This is a genomic window from Candidatus Binataceae bacterium (genome assembly GCA_035294265.1).
Lineage (GTDB): Bacteria > Desulfobacterota > Binatia > Binatales > Binataceae > DATGLK01.
In genome coordinates, this window is record DATGLK010000071.1 from 15,721 (window position 1) to 32,243 (window position 16,523).

Below are 16,523 nucleotides of genomic sequence, written 5' to 3' on the forward strand. Positions count from 1 at the left end.
GCGCCGGCCTGCTAAAAATCAACCCTGAGCATCTGGCGGATAATGACCAGCGCCAGCAAATCGGCGCCAACCGCACCTTTCAAGAGCATTTTTCCAATTGGGTCATGAAACAGCACGCTTACATACTCCGGACGAATCAGGGAAAAAAAGGCCAGGACGAAGGCCGGCAACAAGCCCACTACCATCCCGCTTAACCGCGGCTGTGCGGTCAGAGCTTTGATCTGCAGCTTGATGCGTTGGCGCGAGCGAATGGTCTCGCTCAGGCGTCCGATAATCTCCGCCAGACTGCTGCCGACCTCGGCCTGAATCTTAATGGCGACGACTAGAAAGCGCAGATTTTCCTCGGGCATGCGATGCAACATTTCCTCGAACGCACGCGCCACGGACATCCCCAGCCGAGTCTGTTCGAGCAGCATACGGACTTCGGCGCGAGCGGGATCGGGGAATTCGTCCGCGATCGCCTGAAGGCCGCGATTGAGTGAATGGCCAGCCTGCAACGAGGATTTGAGCATGTCGAGTAGCTCAGGCAGTTGGGCGGCGAAGCTCGCTATGCGGCGCTTCTGTCGCCAGCGCACATACAGCAGCGGCAAAAGGCCCCCACTGGCGCCCGCGCCTGCCGCGACCAGCGGATCGCCCCACACCAGGTACACAAGCGTAAAGAGCGCGCCGCTCATGGCCGCCATCAACAACAGCAAATCGCCCGGACGCGCGTACATCCCCGCCTGCCACATCATCTCTTGCAGACGGCTAAACAGATTGCTGCCACCCAGCAGGCGCTCGATGCCACCGCTGCGAGCTCGCCGCCGTGCCCCGCGCTCGCGCGCCGCGGGTAGCGGAGCGCTGGGCTGGGCCAGGCGTTGAACCAGAGTGGCGGCTAGGTGGCGGCGCTCGGTCAGGTTGGCCAGCGCCAGAATCAGCACCACCACGGCGACGAAAACCAACAGCGCGACCAGCGCGATCATCCCACCCCTATCTTGGGTTGCGGCGTTTCCAGCTTGAGGCCCGCCAACTCCAGCCGCGCGGCATAGGCCGAGCGAATACCGGTGGCGCGCAGGTGGCCCTCGACCCTGCCACTGGCGCTGGTCCCGGTACGTACGAACTCGAACAGGTCCTGCATCATCACCTGCTCGCCTTCCATGCCCACGATTTCCGAAATGCGCATGACTTTGCGGCTGCCGTCGGACAGCCGGCTGACGTGAACGAAGATGTTGACTGCCGCGGCGATCTGTTGGCGCATCGCACGCTCGGGCAGCGAGACTCCCGACAGCAGCATCATCATTTCTAGCCGCCCCAGTCCCTCGCGCGGGCTATTGGCGTGAACCGTGGCGATCGAGCCGTCATGGCCGGTGGACATGGCCTGCAGCATGTCCAGCACTTCGGCCCCCCGCACCTCGCCGACAATTATGCGGTCGGGGCGCATCCGTAGGCAATTGCGTACCAGGTCGCGCTGAGTAATCTCGCCGCGCCCTTCCAGGTTGGGCGGGCGGGTCTCCAGGCGAACCACGTGAGGCTGTTGCAGGGACAGCTCGGCGGAGTCCTCGATAGTCACGATCCGTTCGTCGGGAGAGACAAAACCCGACAGACAGTTGAGCATCGTGGTCTTACCCGAGCCCGTGCCGCCGCACACGATGATATTGAGCCGTGCGCGCACGATGGCTCGCAAAAATTCGGCCATCTCGGGGGACAGCGCACCCTTCGCAATAAGATCCTGAATACGCAACGGGTCCTTGCCGAAACGTCGAATCGACATCGAAGGTCCGTCGATCGCCAGCGGCGGCACAATCGCGTTGACCCGTGAACCGTCGGGCAGCCGCGCGTCCACCATCGGCGAGGACTCGTCCACCCGTCGGCCTACGCGCGAGACGATCCGGCCGATAATGTGCATAAGATGCTGATCGTCGTGAAAACTGACTGCGGTGAGTTGCAATTTGCCACCGCGTTCGACGTAAACCTGCTTGGACCCATTGATCAGAATGTCGCTGATGGAATGATCCTGCAGCAGCGGTTCCAGCGGCCCCAGCCCCAGAATCTCGTTGCGTATCTCCTCTTCCAGCCGCGCCGTGTCGGCTTCGGTTACCAGCCGCCCTTCTTCCGCGAGCAGCCCGCGAATCGTAGTCGCCACCTGCGCACTGACCGTGGCCGGATCCGTCTCTTCCAGGCGCGATAGGTCGAGCGCCTCCAGCAAGCGGTTGTGGATTCGCGCCTTGAGTTCGATATAGCCGCTGGCTTCAGAGGTCTCGCGACGCGCCGGTGCCGTGGCCATCGAAGAACGCGCCGGCGCGATGGAGCCGTTGGCGGAGCTCAGCAGACGCTCGCGCAAACTCACGGCTTGACTTCCGCCAAGGCCAGGTTGGGCGAGCGTGTGCGCGCCGGCCAACGCAGCCAACCGGTTTTGCGCTCCCGCCCGCTGATCTTGTCGGCCAGCGCCTCGAAGCCGCGGGTAAGCGGAGCCCGCGCGCGATAGCGCCACAGGTCCAGGCCGCGGCTTGCAACCTCCTCCAGCAGGCGGTCGTCGCGCACCAAGCTGGCAAACAGCGGTCGTCCCAGAGTGTCGCTGACTCGGGCCGCGCTTACCAAACTGCGGTTATTTGCCTTGTTCAGAATTAACTGCGGCGCCGGGGCCGCGGTGCGCAAGCGATTATGCAAATCGATTATGCGCCAACTGCCGCGTACCGCGCTGACGCTTTGGTTGACCACCACAAAGAGGTGATCGCTCTGCTCCCAGGCCGCCAACGTTCGATCGTCCAGATGCGGACCACAGTCGATAATCAGGTAATCGAACATCCGTCGCATCAAGTCCAAAAGCTGCGCCAAGGCCGACGCCCCCACCTTTTCTCCTTCCTCGATCTGCTTAGGGCCGGCCAGGAGGTACGCGCCGCTGGGATGGCGGATCAGCTGCGATTCCAGCGCTATGGAATCCAGCTTCTCGATCTCGACCGCCCCAGCCACACTGTGTTCAGCCTCCAGATTGAGCTGCACCGCCAGATCTGCGGTCTGCAGATCCAGATCCACCAGCGCCACCTTGACCCCCAGCGCATAGCGCAGCGCCAACCCCAGATTAGCCGCCACCGTGGTGACACCTACCCCGCCATTGATCCCCGCAATCGCGCAGGTCAGTCCCAACTTGGGTTGATCGACCCGCTGCAATCGTTCGCTGACCTTGAGCAAAGTCTTGACTAGATCCGGCAGCGAAGGAGGAATAAATAGAATCTCATCGGCTCCGGCGCGCAATAACCGACGAATCGCGCCCGGCTCGGACTCCGGAGTGATGACCACCACCGACGGTTTGGACGACACTCCGCCCTGGCGCTGCAGAAATTCCAATACTGCGCTGGCCTGTTCACCCGCCAACACCAGAATCGCGTCGCTTTCGCCGGCGTCGCGCGCCGGCGCGCCGCTCAGAGCTCCTTGTTCCTGACTCAGCTGAAGATTGCTCTGTGCCAGCGTGCCGCATAGTTCCTGACGAGCTTCGCCATCGTCGCCCAGCACTAGCAACCTGAGTCCATCACTCCTATCCTTACCCTGACCCCAGCTCATTTTTGTTGCTCCGGCATGGCTAAAAACGCGGTCGACTGGCGTCGGGCACTGGCAGTTGACGAGTGCGAATTTCCTCGGGTGACATCGGCCCGACGTTGTCGGTAGGCAGTGCCAGTTGCCCCTCGACGGGAATCGGTCGCACGATGTGAGGCGTCACCGCCATCACCAATTCCGTTGTCTGCTTGGTCCAATAGGTATTTCGAAACAGACCCCCCAAATATGGCATATCGCCGAGATAAGGGACTTTCTTTACGGTCGAGGTCGTGTTTTCCATCATCAAGCCGGCAATCATCAGAGTCTGATTTTCACCCATCCGAACCTCGGTTTCCGCGCGTCGTGTCACAAACGCCGGGACCGAGTAGCCGTTCAACGATACCTGGTGAGTATAATCGGGTTGCGACACCTCTGGCTTGACCGCCAGCTCAATCTCATGGCGGCCGACCACGGTGGGAACAAACATCACCGAGGTGCCGTATTCCTTGAACACAATCGATGTATTGAGTGCTTGCGAAACGATAATTGGAATCTCGCCTCCTGACAAAAATTGCGCCTGCTGCCCGGAATTGGCCAGCAGATGCGGCTGGGCGAGAATCTTTCCCAGATCGTGTTCCTCCAAAAACTGAAAAAACGAATTGGTAGAGACATTACTGTTCGCGCCGCCGATCGCATAGGTAATGTTGCTGGAAACTGGAAGTGGATAGTAAGCGCCACCCGGCGGCAATACCCCGGAGGGCAGGCCCGACGAGGGGTTGAGAAGACCGGATTGCGCGCCGTTAAACTGCATAGTTGGACTGTAGGAACCGGCCACCATCCCCGGCAGGCCAGCCAGCGAAAAGCCGTAGTGCGTGAGCGCCACCGAGTAATCGATTCCCTGCTGCTCCAGCTTGGTGCGATCGATCTCGGCGACGACCACATCCAGCAGCACCTGTTGCTGGCCAACCTGCTCGATCCGAATCTGCCGCTCGACGTAATTCTCGCTGCGATCCCACACCACCAGGCTGCTTACACCGGGCGCATGGCCAACTATCATCAGCTGCCGCGGATTGACTACCTGAACATCAGCTATCTTGCTGTCCGAAATCGACACCCGCTTGATGCCCGAGGGAAAGTCGTAGACTCGCGCGGTTCCCGCCATCATCGAAACCGTATCATCTGGCAATCTCGCGGGCCGATCGAGCGAGGGAATTTCCTCGATTTCGGCAGGTGGGTCAGTGGTGTACTTGTGCGGTTCAGGAGGCGGCTGCTGCGCCGGCATGACCGTCACTGGCACTGGCGCGGCGGCTGCCGTCGTTGTAGGCGCATGATCTTCGACCACTGAATACAGGTCAGCTTTGACTGGCGGCGCTATGCTAGCCAATGCCCCTAGCGCTCGGGGCGCTTTCATGCTGTGCGGAGTTAAGCCAGATCCTGCCGGCGGGCTGCCCATCGCAGGGGGTGCGGTCCCAGGCAGAGTAGGATTTTCAGGATTGGCTATTCCGGTCACGGTGATATCATAAATTACTTGCTGACCGTCGCGGGTTATTTTGAGCGTGCCGCTGCCACGGGCCAGACCTAAAATTATCAATTGATCGCGTCCTTGAGGATCGACCTCGAACGCCCGAACGCCTCCGTCGTAGCGAACCTGCGGCGTTTGGTCTGGATCTACGTGCTTCAATACCGTGCTCGCACCCGCGGTCAGCGCCAAAGTCTGCTCTTGCGCCGCATATACCCGACCGAGTGGTGTACAGATCGCGATCAGCACGGCCAGGGACCCCAACCACCACAATCCGCGTGAGTGAACACGTAACGGTGGCGGCGTCATTTACGGCCCTCCCATCGCCGTCCCCGTCGCTTCACTCAGGTTGCCCGTCCCGGCGCCGGCAAAGCCGCCGCTTGCGGGCTTCGGGAATGGGGCGGCGGCTGCGAATCGAGCTGGAGCGACGGGAACCGCGGCAGGTGCAGGCACTGAGCTTGCGCTCTGGCGCGCCACCAGTCGGTCTCCGTCAAAATTCAAGGTTTCGCTGCGTACCCCGTCACGCAGCACCACCACTTGGTCCAGCCTGCGCTTTAAGCTTCCCTGCAGCGGCCGCGCTTTGGCCGGCATGGTGCGGGCAGGAGGATCGGCATAGGCCGCCAAAGCCTGACGAAGATCCACTCCGCTGGTTTCGACAATTTTGTCATCTCCCGCGCCGCGCAAGGCCAGACGCAAAACACCCTGCTGCGCGGCGACCGCAAGTTGCTCAGCCTGGGTAGGGGTAACCAGCACTGTAACGATTTTTTCTAACTGCGGGTGTTGAGTCTGGGTAGTGGTCTGAGCTATCGCAAGAACTTCAACATCTTCCAGTACCGTCTTCGCAAGGGGCGGCGCTGAACCGCTTTGGTTAATTGTAACCAAGATGTCCACCCGCGAACGCGGCAACACAAAACCAGCAATATCGCCCACCGCATCCACCGCAATGGCGATCGCACGCATGTTAACCGGAATTATTAATCCGCCGGGATTAGTATACTGGTCAGCGTCAACCAACTGCGCGGCCACCATTGGCTGATTAGCGTATAGCTGCGCGCGCGCGATCTTTCCCAAGGCCGGCTTGATGGTAGTATAGACGCCGGGCGGCAGATAGTCGCGCGGCCAGCGGACTATCTTGACCGCACCGATATCAATTCGCGAGCCTGTAGGTATATCCCGCGCCGCGACCACCACGTCCGTAGTCTTGGCGTTCGCCGCGATCAGGGCCTGGCGCGCTCGCATCAGAGTAGAATACACGGTCACGGTGGCGACAATCGCAACCAGCACACCCGCGATCAGAAATAGGGCCGACCTCCGCATCTAATGCTGCCAGGGCGAGTGTCCGCGCCTTTAAAAAAGACCGCTTCTAGCGCGCCGCCCGGAAATCCTTTCGTCCGACGCGCCAGATCCATGCCGCAACCACCATCCCCGGGGCCAGCTCTTACTAGCCAGCGATGTCGGTAGCGACCGTGCTGAAAAGGGTCTTGAGGTCGCTGCCTACGTTGGTAAGAGTAGCGATCGCGACTACCGAGACCAGGGCTAGAATCAACCCATACTCCGCCATTCCTTGTCCAGCCTGCTTGCGTAAACGATTGACGAACTTTCTAAACAACATTCTAGTATTCTCCCAGGCGATTTAGACTGCCGTGTCAATCACCCGAGGCCTAAACTGCCTGCCCAACCCCAATCCTGCCCGAGACCAACAGCGGTGATTGCTTGACAAATGCCTTGCCTGTGTTCCAACAGCAACTTATGTGCCGCTCCTGCAACCCTCAGCAAAACTTGGAACATTTAGGGTGGCTAGCTTGATCAGGTTGCGGCCATGCAGCCGGATGCTGCATTTATGCAACGCTTTTGCTAAGGAAAGCCGGCAAAGCGTCAAAACTGAGCTTGGATGAGAAGAAAACCTCACAGTTGTGGCCGACTCGCCGAGTTCCTCGACTGTTAGATAAATAAGACTACCAATGGCAGGGTGCTTGCAACGCTTAGGTCTGCGGATTGCTTGGCAGAACCCGTGACTACACTTCACCGTGACTGATTCAGGCCGCTCATTATCAACAGATTTGGAAATGCAAACAGCCACGGCATGGGGCCGGCGCTCGGTTTATCTGACTTGTGGCTTGGTCCTATCCGCGGGAGTCTATTTTTATCGATTGGGCAAACCGCTTGGCAGCCCCGAGGCATACAGCGCCTTGGCGGCCAGCGCTAGCTCAGTCGGCCAGGCTATCCGCGTGGCCCTCGAATACGACCCCGGCAAGCCACCTCTCTACCATTTGTCGCTACATCTGTTTGCCGCTTGCTTCGGGATTAGTGAGACAAGCTTACGGGCCTTTTCCGGTTTGTGGGCGATGGCAACAGTGAGCCTTACCTATCTATTAGGATGCGAACTGTTTGATCCCGCGACCGCGGTCTGCGCAGCGGCGCTATGGGCCTCCAATCCGCTGACCTTCTTCTTCGCCCGATGGGCGAGGATGTACACCATGTTCATAGCTCTGAGCACAGCGCTGTTTTGGCTCTTGTTGCGGCTGCGCCGCAATCCCGATTCGCGCGCGACTACCGCGGGGCTGGCTTTGGTGGCCACCCTGCTGCTTTATACCCACTTGCTAGCGCTGTTATTTGTCGGCGCCGCGACCGCGATTTTGCTGCGGGACGTCTTCACCGGGCGGTTAGCCACCGCACCGTGGATCGCACTTGCCGCGGCGCTGATTGTTTTTGCGCCCTTTGCCCCGGTGGAGGTAGCGCAGGGGCGCGAGCTGCTGACCACTCATTGGATGGATTACCTGGGAGCACTCAGCCAGCATTCGCTGCTTACTCGCGGCCTGGCGTTAGCCCTCAGCCTGGCGCTGGTGACTGGACTGCTGATGTTCCCCCGGCGGAAAAGCGGAAATGAAGCCTTGCGCTTTTGCGCCGTCTGGTTGTTTTTGCCGGTGGCGGCAATGGCCTGTGGCTCGATACTAATTCGTCCAATGCTGGAGGTACGTTATGTTGCTCCAGTGGGTCCGGCCGCAGCCTTGTTGCTGGCGGCTCTGCTGGCCCACTGGGGAAGCAAAGCCCGCAATCTTATCACCACCGCCTTGGTTGGTCTGTCTGTGGCCACTTTTATTCCCTACATGCAGATCACCCCCGAGCCCTGGCCCCAGATTGCTCAATTAGTTTCACAACATCCCGGCCAGCCGGTTATTTTCGAAAAAGGCCTGACCGTCGTGCACAACCGCCGGCGAGTAGATAGCTCGGTTACAGCTTTTTCACGGGGTTACTTTCGCGCAGTCTTCGACTATTATTGCCATAGTTCCAACCCGCGCTTGACGATAGATCCCGCGGCCCCTGACCTCGCACTTCAGATATTGGCTACCAATGTGCGCCGCGCCGGCGGCGGCTGGCTGATAGCTGGGCGCTTGCAATCTGCTTTCGAGCTGGCGCGCAGGGCCAATTTGACTGCCACGCGAATCCTGGGCGACCAGGAAATGGTGTTGTATCGGATTGAGCCAACGACGTCGCGCGAGCGCAACGGTGGTTGCGCCGCTGCTACTGAGCCACGGTAACAAGCGGCCGAGTGTACACAAAAATCTTGACAAATGTTTTTTCAAACTGTCGGCATAGCTCTTGCTGTAATCGCCGCGGCTACAAATTAGCCCGAATCTATGACGTTCAAGGTCATCCGCCCGAAATTACCGGCCGCTGCGCGTCTTCAGCGGGGACAGGTTCTCACCCTGGGAGCGCTGGCCATGACCGGGATGATGGGCTTCACCGCCCTCTCTCTGGATGTAGGTAACCTCTACTATCAGAAGCGAGTGATGCAAACCGCGGCCGATGCGGCCGCGGTGAGCGGCGCCTACGAGGTAATTCACGGCACCGGCGACGCCCAGACCGCGGCCTTGACCAGCGCCAGTCAGAACGGCTTCAGCAACGGCACCAACAACGTAGCGATTACGGTCAACAATCCTCCCGCCAGTGGCGCGTACGCCGGCAATCCGCAGGCGGTCGAGGTCATTATCAACGCACCCGAGCCGACCTACTTCGCACGGGTTCTAGGAATCGACAACGTGTCGATGTCCTCGCGTGCGGTAGCCCGCGTGGTCAACAGCAGTTACGGAATATACGTCCTTGATCCGCATGCCTCCGGGGCCTTGGGAACCCTTACGCTAAGCGGCGGAGCGAACATCACCTCCAACACCGGCATAATCGTGGATTCCGACAGCTCCTCAGCCCTTTCGGTCACCGGGGGAGCTACCTTGACTGCTCCCGGCGTGGGGGTGACCGGTGGCTATGCCGACGGCGGCGGCGGCACCATCAATCCAACCCCGGTAACCGGCGTCTCCCCGGTCCAGGATCCCTTGGCGGCGCTTCCCGCTCCTGCTTACGGTAGTTGCGACTACACCAACTACTCGGTGGGCAATGGAAACCAGGTAAACCTGTCGCCCGGAGTGTATTGCGGTGGGATGCAAATTCGCGGGGGCGCCAGCGTCACCTTCAGCCCCGGCACTTATATCCTCAATGGCGGTGGCATGACAGTCAGCAACGGTGCTTCGGTCACGGGCAGCGGCGTGACTTTCTATAACACTGCCGGCAGCGGGCAGACCTTCGCTCCGATAGATGTGACCGGAGGTGGGACGGTTAACCTCAGTGCGCCAACCAGCGGCACCTACGAAGGTATCCTGGCCTTCCAGGACCGCAATATCAGTTCGACGGCCGCCAATACCTTTGACGGCGGCGCTAACATGATCATCAACGGCACCCTATATATGCCTGAAGGTTCGGTGGTCTTCTCCGGCGGCTCCTCCACCGCCGCCTATACAATTCTGGTCGCCGACAAGGTCTCGCTATCCAATGGCGCCGATACGGTAATCAATGCCGACTATTCTTCGTTGCAGGACGGCTCGCCAATCAAAACCGTAGTGCTGGGCGAATGAATTCACCAACCCTCCAAGCCACGGCCCGCCGGCCACGCTCGCGCGAAGCGGGACAATCGGTGGTGGAAACCGCATTATTCCTGCCGATCCTGCTGATCGCGTTTTTGGTAACCGCCGACCTGGGGCGCGCCTGTTATACCGCCATGGAAGTAGCCGACGCGGCGCGGGCCGGAGTGCAATACGGCGCTCAGAGCGTGGTCACTGCCGCGGACAACAATGGAATGGAGACCGCGGCCAAAAATGACGCCGTCGATTTGTCGGCTCTCAACGTAAGCGCCACCAGCTTTTGCGCCTGCGTCGATGGGAGCCAGGTCGATTGCATTACCGGAACCTGCGCCAGCGGCGCTCCCGGAACCTACGTCCAGGTGACCACTTCCTCCACTTTCACTCCCTTGGTCGATTACCCAGGACTACCTTCTAGCATTCCTCTGAGCGACACCGCCGTGATGCGGGTGCAGTAGGAGACCAATGAAAAATCCAGCGCCAGCCCTAAAGAGCACCTACGTCAATCGCCATAATCGCCACAGTTTGTCGACTTGCCGCGCCAGGAGCCAGACGGGCCAGGCTTTGGCGGAATTCGCGATTGTTATTCCGGTCATTTTGCTGCTGCTGTGCAACCTGATGGATTTCGGCCGCGCGATGCTCTGCTACAACTTTGTCTGCGGTGCGGCCCGCGACGCAGCCCGTTACGCCGCTACCCACGGCGCCGACAGTGCCTCGCCAACAACCTCCAGCGCGGTCAGCAACTACGTCGCCGGTGAGCTTCCTCAGGGCCTCAGCAGCAGCGAGCTCACGGTCACCACCACTTGGAGTCCAAACGAAAACGCTGGCAGCACGGTTCATGTCACGGTGCAGTATAATTACCAGCCGATGACTCCGATGTTCGTGCTCAAAGCTCTGTCACTTGCCAGTGGCTCTCAGATGACCATGTCGTGAGCTGCTGCCTCCGCGACGACCGCCATATTAATGTGGGCGGCCCGCTTGTTCCGACCCGATTCATTTTGAAATGTGAGACTTGCGCGGAAAAACGTTAGCAATAGAATCCGGCGCTTCGGTTGGTTTCCTACGCGGCTTGCACCCACGAGTTGCTATTGTCAATATCCCGCCAGCCAACCAGGCGGCGCCGGGTGACTTGACCGCTGCGCAGTAAACCTGGGCAGCTAGCGCGAATCTTTTCCCGCCCCGCCACGCCTGCTATCCATTCTCCATGGCACCATGCTCCGGCACTCGCCTGCCAGCGGGGCGCAGTTGCTTGTTGGCTCAACTCGCCGGGTCTTGACGCCTTTCCGGATCTTTCGAGACAGTAATTCGCCGAATTTCTGGAGTCTAACGAGCGTTCGAACAGGCAAGCTGGAGCTGGAGTGGGAGCATGTAGGTTTATCTTGCTGGGATGGTTATTCCTGCTGGCAACCTCTTTTGTCGCTCAAGCGCGAGTATTTGCGGCGTCAACTGGGCATCCAAGCGGCGGACCACTAGAAGGCTCGGTAAGGGATGCGTTGGGACGACCGCTGCCTCACGTACTCCTCCGCTTGCTCGACGATCAGGGCAATTCGCTTGCGACCACGCATACGGACTCGACCGGCCGCTTCTCTTTTGCCGCCACTAGCCACACCCCGGCGCGTATCGCTGCAAGCTTACCCGGTTTCACAACCTCGGTAGTCGCGATCTCAAGTTCCGGCGCCCTCGTGATCCCGCTTAGCTCCGAGACGCCTCTTACGCTGCCGGTGTCCGCACGGCAAGCCCAATCGCCTCGCAACGCGCCTTCTAACGCGGGTACGAGCACCTACCGCTTCGACAGCGCGGCGATAAGCAGCCTGCCGGCGGGCGATAATTCCAGCCTGCGACAGGTTCTAATCCAGGCGCCCGGGGTAAGTCCCGACGCGTATGGTCAAGGGCAAGGGCAGATTCACGTGCATGGCGAAAACGGCGACGGTATCCAGTATCGCATCAACGGCGTTTACATTCCCGACGCGGTAAACAACTTCGGCGAAATTCTAAGCCCGCGCTTTTTGCAAAGTGTGGATCTGCTTACCGGCTTCATGCCCGCCCAATACGGTTTCCGCAACGAAGCGGTCCTTGACCTGCGAACACGAAGCGGTTGTCAGGATCCCGGTGACACTGTCAATCTGTACGGTGGACAGCGCGATACCCTTGAGCCCAGTTTCGAATATGGCGGGTGCGACCATCAACTGAGCTACTACGTCAGTGGAATATACTTACGCAACGATCTCGGCGTGCAGCAGGCGACTTCCACCCCCACGCCCTTGCACGACTATACCGACCAAGGTCAATTCTTCGGCTATCTGTCTTATCCTCTTGGTCCCTCTGCTCGGCTTAGTCTGGTGGTAGGGAGTTCGGACAATTATTTTCAAATCCCACCAAACCCCCACGTCAGTCCACTGTATGCGCTTGCTTCGGTCGCTTCCTATCCGGCAAACGCGGTCGCGGAAAGCGAGTTCGAGCAGAGCTATTACGGTGTCCTCTCAATTGACGGTACTCTAGGCGCTACATGCTCTTATCAGATATCCTATTTCAGCCGATACTACCAACTCAACTTCGACCCCGACCCGGTGGGCGACCTGATTTACAACGGCATCGCCGCGCGTTTGCTCGACTCGGGATATGTGAATGGTCTTCAGGGCGACACGACTTACCATCTCGGCTCAGAGCATGCAATTCAGGCAGGCTTTTACCTAAGCGGGGAGACCATCGAACTGGACGATCACGCCCAGGTCTTCCCTGTCGATAGCAGTGGTAACCAGAGCAGTACCATCCCCATTTCTGTGGTCGACAACCACCACACCCTGGCCATGCTCTACGGCCTCTACCTGCAGGATCAATGGCGCCCCACCGCTCGTCTCACCCTGACCTTTGGCGCCCGCCTGGACTTGATGAACGCTCTTGTTACTCAATGGCAATTCAGTCCACGGCTAGGTGCAGCCTATCAAATCGATTCACAGACCGAACTCCATGCCGGCTATGCCCGCTACTTCCAGGTGCCACCGTTCGACTCCGTCCAGTTGCAAACCTTGAGCAGATTCGCCGGCACCACCGGCCAACCTGCGGTCACCCAAGGAAGCCAAAAGATCCCGGCCGAGACCGACGATTTTTTCGATGTCGGGCTGGCTCGCCAGCTACCCCTGAATCTAGCCTTAAGCCTGGACAGCTATTTTCTTGTCGCACGCCACAAGCTAGACCTCGCCCAGCTCGGCAGCACCTACGTCACGGCGCCGTTAAGTTATCGTCAAGGACGTGGCTGGGGTACCGATGTTAGCCTGGTGGAAGGTCGAGGCGCCTTTTCCGCCTACCTCAATTTGTCCTACGCCGTCATTCAGGCGAAGGACATCACCGCCGGCCAGTTTCTGGCCGATAATAGTGCGACCGTCGCTTATGTCCAGCATCATTGGATAACACTGGACGACGACCAACGTTTTACCGCATCGGCCGGTGGCAGCTATCGGTGGCGGGGATTTTTGCTTTCCCTCGACGCCATCTGGGGCAGCGGATACCGCGCGGGCTTCGCCAATAGCCAGACGCTCGCGCCAATTTGGCAAATCAACGCGGCGCTTGGGCATAGCTTCCACGCTCCCGCGCTGGGCACGGTTGACGGACGGCTAGTAGTGGTAAACGTCTTCGATCATCCCTACGAGCTCCGTAACGGCACAGGAATCGGCGTCTTTTCACCTCAATGGGGTCCGCGACGAGCCTTGTACGCCGGACTGAATGTCCCCCTGCCTTCCCTCGGTCCCCTCCCCTGAGCACCACAAGCGTCCGGCCAGTCTGCCACCAAGCTGCAGGGTGCGTGGCATCCCACCAGCAGACCGCCGAGAGATCTCTTAAAGATACGATCTTAGTAATTCGGCTAGCTATTCAGGCAGGACTGACACGGAACACACTCGCATAGAGTTTACCGCGCCAAGAAGCAGTACTTTAGCTATCTACTCGACTTCACAAGACCAACTCTTAAAGCAGCCGCGCCGGGATGGGGGGCGAGGAGGCCTGAGCAAGTCACCCGCCGCCACCGTTCCAGCTAAACAAACCACGCGAGACGGTGCCTGGGCATTGATTGTCGGCATTGAGCGGCTCCGAGCAGCCGGTACCCTCGAAGTACCTCTCGTAAAAAGTCACCTTGTGGTCGGGCGCGTGGATCCGCTGCCACTCGGCTCGATAGGCGCCGGGATACATCGGTCGCCCCGTGCTCCAGGTTGAAAATGGACTGAAACAACCGCTACACCCGCACATCAACAGTGCCAGACCGAGTTTTTTCATCACTTGTTATTTGCGCACAGCCGCAGCGCGGCCGTGCGCATACTATCTCCGCGGCGATGGTCAGCGCGCGGCGCTTGCACACCGACACCATCCTCACCTGCATTCGAGGAGAAAATTCTCGAGCTAAAGACCCTTATCTGAACCTCAGCCCGGACGCTGCCCGCGGGCGACAGCGTCCAGACCGGAGCTTCTATCCGTTAGACGCGAGGCCAGCCCTTGTTAGCGCAGACAAGCGTGTTCGCTGTGTTTTCCTCCGGAGCAGCACGAGCTACCCGGGCAGCAGGCGGCATGATTCTGACAGCACTTGGGCGCGTCGGAGGCCGCTAGAATAGAGCTCAGCGAGGCGTGGCTGGTGGCATAGCCGCCAAAACCCAGCAGGAACAGGGCCATCGCTCCAAAGAAGATCGTCTTTCGCATAAACCCGCTCCTTGGTCTCAAAACTTGCTTCGCCCTGAGATTACCAGACTATGACCGTTTACAACAAGCGGACCTGGCGTCACGTTGACGGGCTAGTAGTGGCCTTCGGAATAATTTCCTTGCTGGTCGATGGCGCTGGCGAAGGCCGCGGAGTGGCTGCGCTAACCCGCCGGGGCGGTTTCCGTGCAAGAGGGGTCAAACGGGTCTGAGGCGTGGCGGAATAAGCAGCCTTGGGCTCGATTTTCTCGCGCACCGGAGGGGGCAAAGCCCGATGATGCGGTTGCCCGCGATGGGTAACCACCACATGTCCTTTATGCTCGGCCGGTTTGGAAGTCGGCCTGGCGCTCGAATTCAGCGCCGACGCCGGCACGGCTGTGGGTAAACCAGTGGGCGTAGGGGCGGCAGTCAGGGTTGGGGTGAGCGTACTGGTCGGGGTCTGGGTTGGGGTCGGCGTAGGCGTCGCGGTCGGGCGCGGCGTTGGCGAGGGAGTTGGAGTAGGGGTCGGCTTCAACCATAGCGGGGGCGGCCATTGTTTGACGAACACCAGGGTCGCCGTCTGATCGGCGCGCCCCACTTTAAGCTTGCCGGTGGCGCTGAACTGGCCACTGGCCGGGTCGTACAGCTCGGCACTGGCCAGCGGCGTATAGCTCTTGTCCCAGCCTCCCGCCAATAGCACCTTGCCATCGGGCAGGAGGGTAGCGGTGTGCAGATAGCGGTTATCCACCATCTTGCCAGTGGCAGAAAAGCGCTCGGTTGCCGGATCGTACAAAGCTGCCATCCGGTGGCTCTGACCGCCGGCCAGCAGCACTTTACCGTCGTGTAGCATGGTCGCAGTGTGGCCAGCGCGCGCACTCAGCATCTTGGGCCCGGGGCTAAACCGGCCGCTGACCGGATCGTAAATTTCCGTGGTATCCAGCGGTTGGCTACGCGCGTACACGCTACCGCCGGCAATCAGCACCCGCCCATCCTTGAGCAAGGTTGCGGTGTGACTGAAGCGGTTGGTACTCATCGCACCAGTTGCGAAAAACTTGTTCTGCGTTGGATCGAACAATTCGGCCAACGCGTCTCCGCCACCCGCAAGTAATACCTTGCCATTGTTCAGCAGGGTCGCGGTTTGCCCGTAACGCACCCGCACGGTGTCGCCAACGATGCTATACTTGCCGGTGACCGGATCGTACAACTCGCTTTGAGCGATACCTCCGCCAGCGATCAGTACCTTGCCGTTGTGAAGCAGCGTGGCGGTAGCGTCGTCGCGTCCAACCGCCATCTTGCCGTCGGCATAGAACAGGCCGCGCGCCGGATCGAAGAGATCGTTAGTACGTAAAATCCAGGGTAGGCTCGGACCCGAAAGCGTCAAATAGGGCAGCAGCACGCTGTCGGCGCCACCCACGATCAAGACCTTGCCGTTGGGCAGACGCACCGCGCTATGGCGGTCGCGGCGCGCCGTCATCGCGCCGGCGGGATAGAACTGCCCGCTGTGTTCGTCGTAAACCTCGCTGCCTTCGAGCACCGCCGGACTGCTGCCGGTAGCGATCGTCACCATCCCGATGCCCCCGCTGATCAGCACCAGTGCACGCGGCGTGGGAACCGGACTGGGGGTCGGGGTGGGCGTCGGCGTAGGCGTCGGGGTGGGCGTGTGGCGCTTGTGAGGGTGAGCATGCCTGCGCGTGGGACGGGTATGATCGGAAGCGCGCGCGCCAGCGGCCAGTAGGAGCAGGCCGCTTAGGAGCGCAACCAAGACTGGGTTAAGCCTGCCGATGCTGACCATCGGGTGCTCTCCGCCCTGCGCCATGCAATGGTCTGGTGGCGGTACGGCGGGTTTGGGTCCAGGCTCCTTCCTTGGCCGAATCGCCCAGCGACAGCCCGCGGGTTTCATCGATAAAGGCCCGAAACAGCAGCGC

Annotated in this window: 14 protein-coding genes; 5 read left to right on the forward strand and 9 right to left on the reverse strand. The window is 60.1% G+C overall.

Features of this window, described 5'->3' with window-relative positions; genetic code table 11:
* Positions 1 to 11 precede the first annotated feature (11 nt).
* The 6 genes from VKV28_11960 to VKV28_11985 form a co-directional block, all read right to left on the reverse strand.
* Positions 12 to 962: a type II secretion system F family protein gene (locus tag VKV28_11960; protein ID HLH77513.1), complete on the reverse strand. Its 951-nt coding sequence runs from the start codon at positions 960 to 962 to the stop codon at positions 12 to 14.
* Entirely contained in the window at positions 959 to 2,326 is a 1,368-nt protein-coding gene (locus tag VKV28_11965) for a CpaF family protein (GenBank protein ID HLH77514.1), read from the reverse strand. The genes VKV28_11960 and VKV28_11965 overlap by 4 nt, the downstream gene beginning before the upstream one ends.
* The gene (locus VKV28_11970) at positions 2,323 to 3,537 is read right to left on the reverse strand and encodes an AAA family ATPase (protein HLH77515.1); all 1,215 of its coding nucleotides are present in this window, start codon (positions 3,535 to 3,537) and stop codon (positions 2,323 to 2,325) included. The genes VKV28_11965 and VKV28_11970 overlap by 4 nt, the downstream gene beginning before the upstream one ends.
* A 19-nt stretch (positions 3,538 to 3,556) precedes the next feature.
* Positions 3,557 to 5,338, reverse strand: coding sequence for a pilus assembly protein N-terminal domain-containing protein (locus VKV28_11975; protein HLH77516.1), 1,782 nt, complete (start codon positions 5,336 to 5,338; stop codon positions 3,557 to 3,559).
* Positions 5,339 to 6,346 carry a Flp pilus assembly protein CpaB gene (cpaB, locus tag VKV28_11980; GenBank protein HLH77517.1) on the reverse strand — a complete coding sequence of 336 codons (1,008 nt, stop codon included), beginning with the start codon at positions 6,344 to 6,346 and terminating at the stop codon, positions 5,339 to 5,341. It abuts the gene before it with no gap.
* A 124-nt stretch (positions 6,347 to 6,470) separates the two neighbouring features.
* Positions 6,471 to 6,641 (reverse strand): Flp family type IVb pilin, encoded by a 171-nt coding sequence (locus VKV28_11985; protein ID HLH77518.1) that lies wholly within the window; start codon positions 6,639 to 6,641, stop codon positions 6,471 to 6,473.
* A gap of 454 nt (positions 6,642 to 7,095) precedes the next feature.
* On the opposite strand from VKV28_11985, the gene VKV28_11990 reads away from it, so the two are divergent.
* The 5 genes from VKV28_11990 (at position 7,096) to VKV28_12010 (ending at position 13,694) form a co-directional block, all read left to right on the forward strand.
* Positions 7,096 to 8,568, forward strand: coding sequence for a glycosyltransferase family 39 protein (locus tag VKV28_11990; GenBank protein HLH77519.1), 1,473 nt, complete (start codon positions 7,096 to 7,098; stop codon positions 8,566 to 8,568).
* 99 nt (positions 8,569 to 8,667) lie between these two features.
* A complete protein-coding gene (locus VKV28_11995; protein ID HLH77520.1) occupies positions 8,668 to 9,936 on the forward strand; it encodes a pilus assembly protein TadG-related protein in 1,269 nt (422 codons plus the stop codon).
* A complete protein-coding gene (locus VKV28_12000) occupies positions 9,933 to 10,397 on the forward strand; it encodes a TadE/TadG family type IV pilus assembly protein (protein ID HLH77521.1) in 465 nt (154 codons plus the stop codon). Before VKV28_11995 ends, VKV28_12000 begins: the two co-directional genes overlap by 4 nt.
* 7 nt (positions 10,398 to 10,404) lie before the next feature.
* Entirely contained in the window at positions 10,405 to 10,872 is a 468-nt protein-coding gene (locus tag VKV28_12005; protein ID HLH77522.1) for a TadE family protein, read from the forward strand.
* 788 nt (positions 10,873 to 11,660) lie between these two features.
* Positions 11,661 to 13,694, forward strand: a complete 2,034-nt coding sequence (locus VKV28_12010) for a TonB-dependent receptor (protein ID HLH77523.1) — start codon at positions 11,661 to 11,663, stop codon at positions 13,692 to 13,694.
* A gap of 250 nt (positions 13,695 to 13,944) precedes the next feature.
* On the opposite strand, the gene VKV28_12015 is transcribed toward VKV28_12010, so the two are convergent.
* The 3 genes from VKV28_12015 to VKV28_12025 form a co-directional block, all read right to left on the reverse strand.
* On the reverse strand, positions 13,945 to 14,205 hold the full coding sequence (locus VKV28_12015; GenBank protein HLH77524.1) for a hypothetical protein: 261 nt from the start codon (positions 14,203 to 14,205) through the stop codon (positions 13,945 to 13,947).
* A 219-nt stretch (positions 14,206 to 14,424) separates the two neighbouring features.
* The gene (locus VKV28_12020) at positions 14,425 to 14,622 is read right to left on the reverse strand and encodes a hypothetical protein (GenBank protein HLH77525.1); all 198 of its coding nucleotides are present in this window, start codon (positions 14,620 to 14,622) and stop codon (positions 14,425 to 14,427) included.
* Between the two features lie 79 nt (positions 14,623 to 14,701).
* The gene (locus VKV28_12025; GenBank protein ID HLH77526.1) at positions 14,702 to 16,390 is read right to left on the reverse strand and encodes a kelch repeat-containing protein; all 1,689 of its coding nucleotides are present in this window, start codon (positions 16,388 to 16,390) and stop codon (positions 14,702 to 14,704) included.
* Positions 16,391 to 16,523 lie beyond the last annotated feature (133 nt).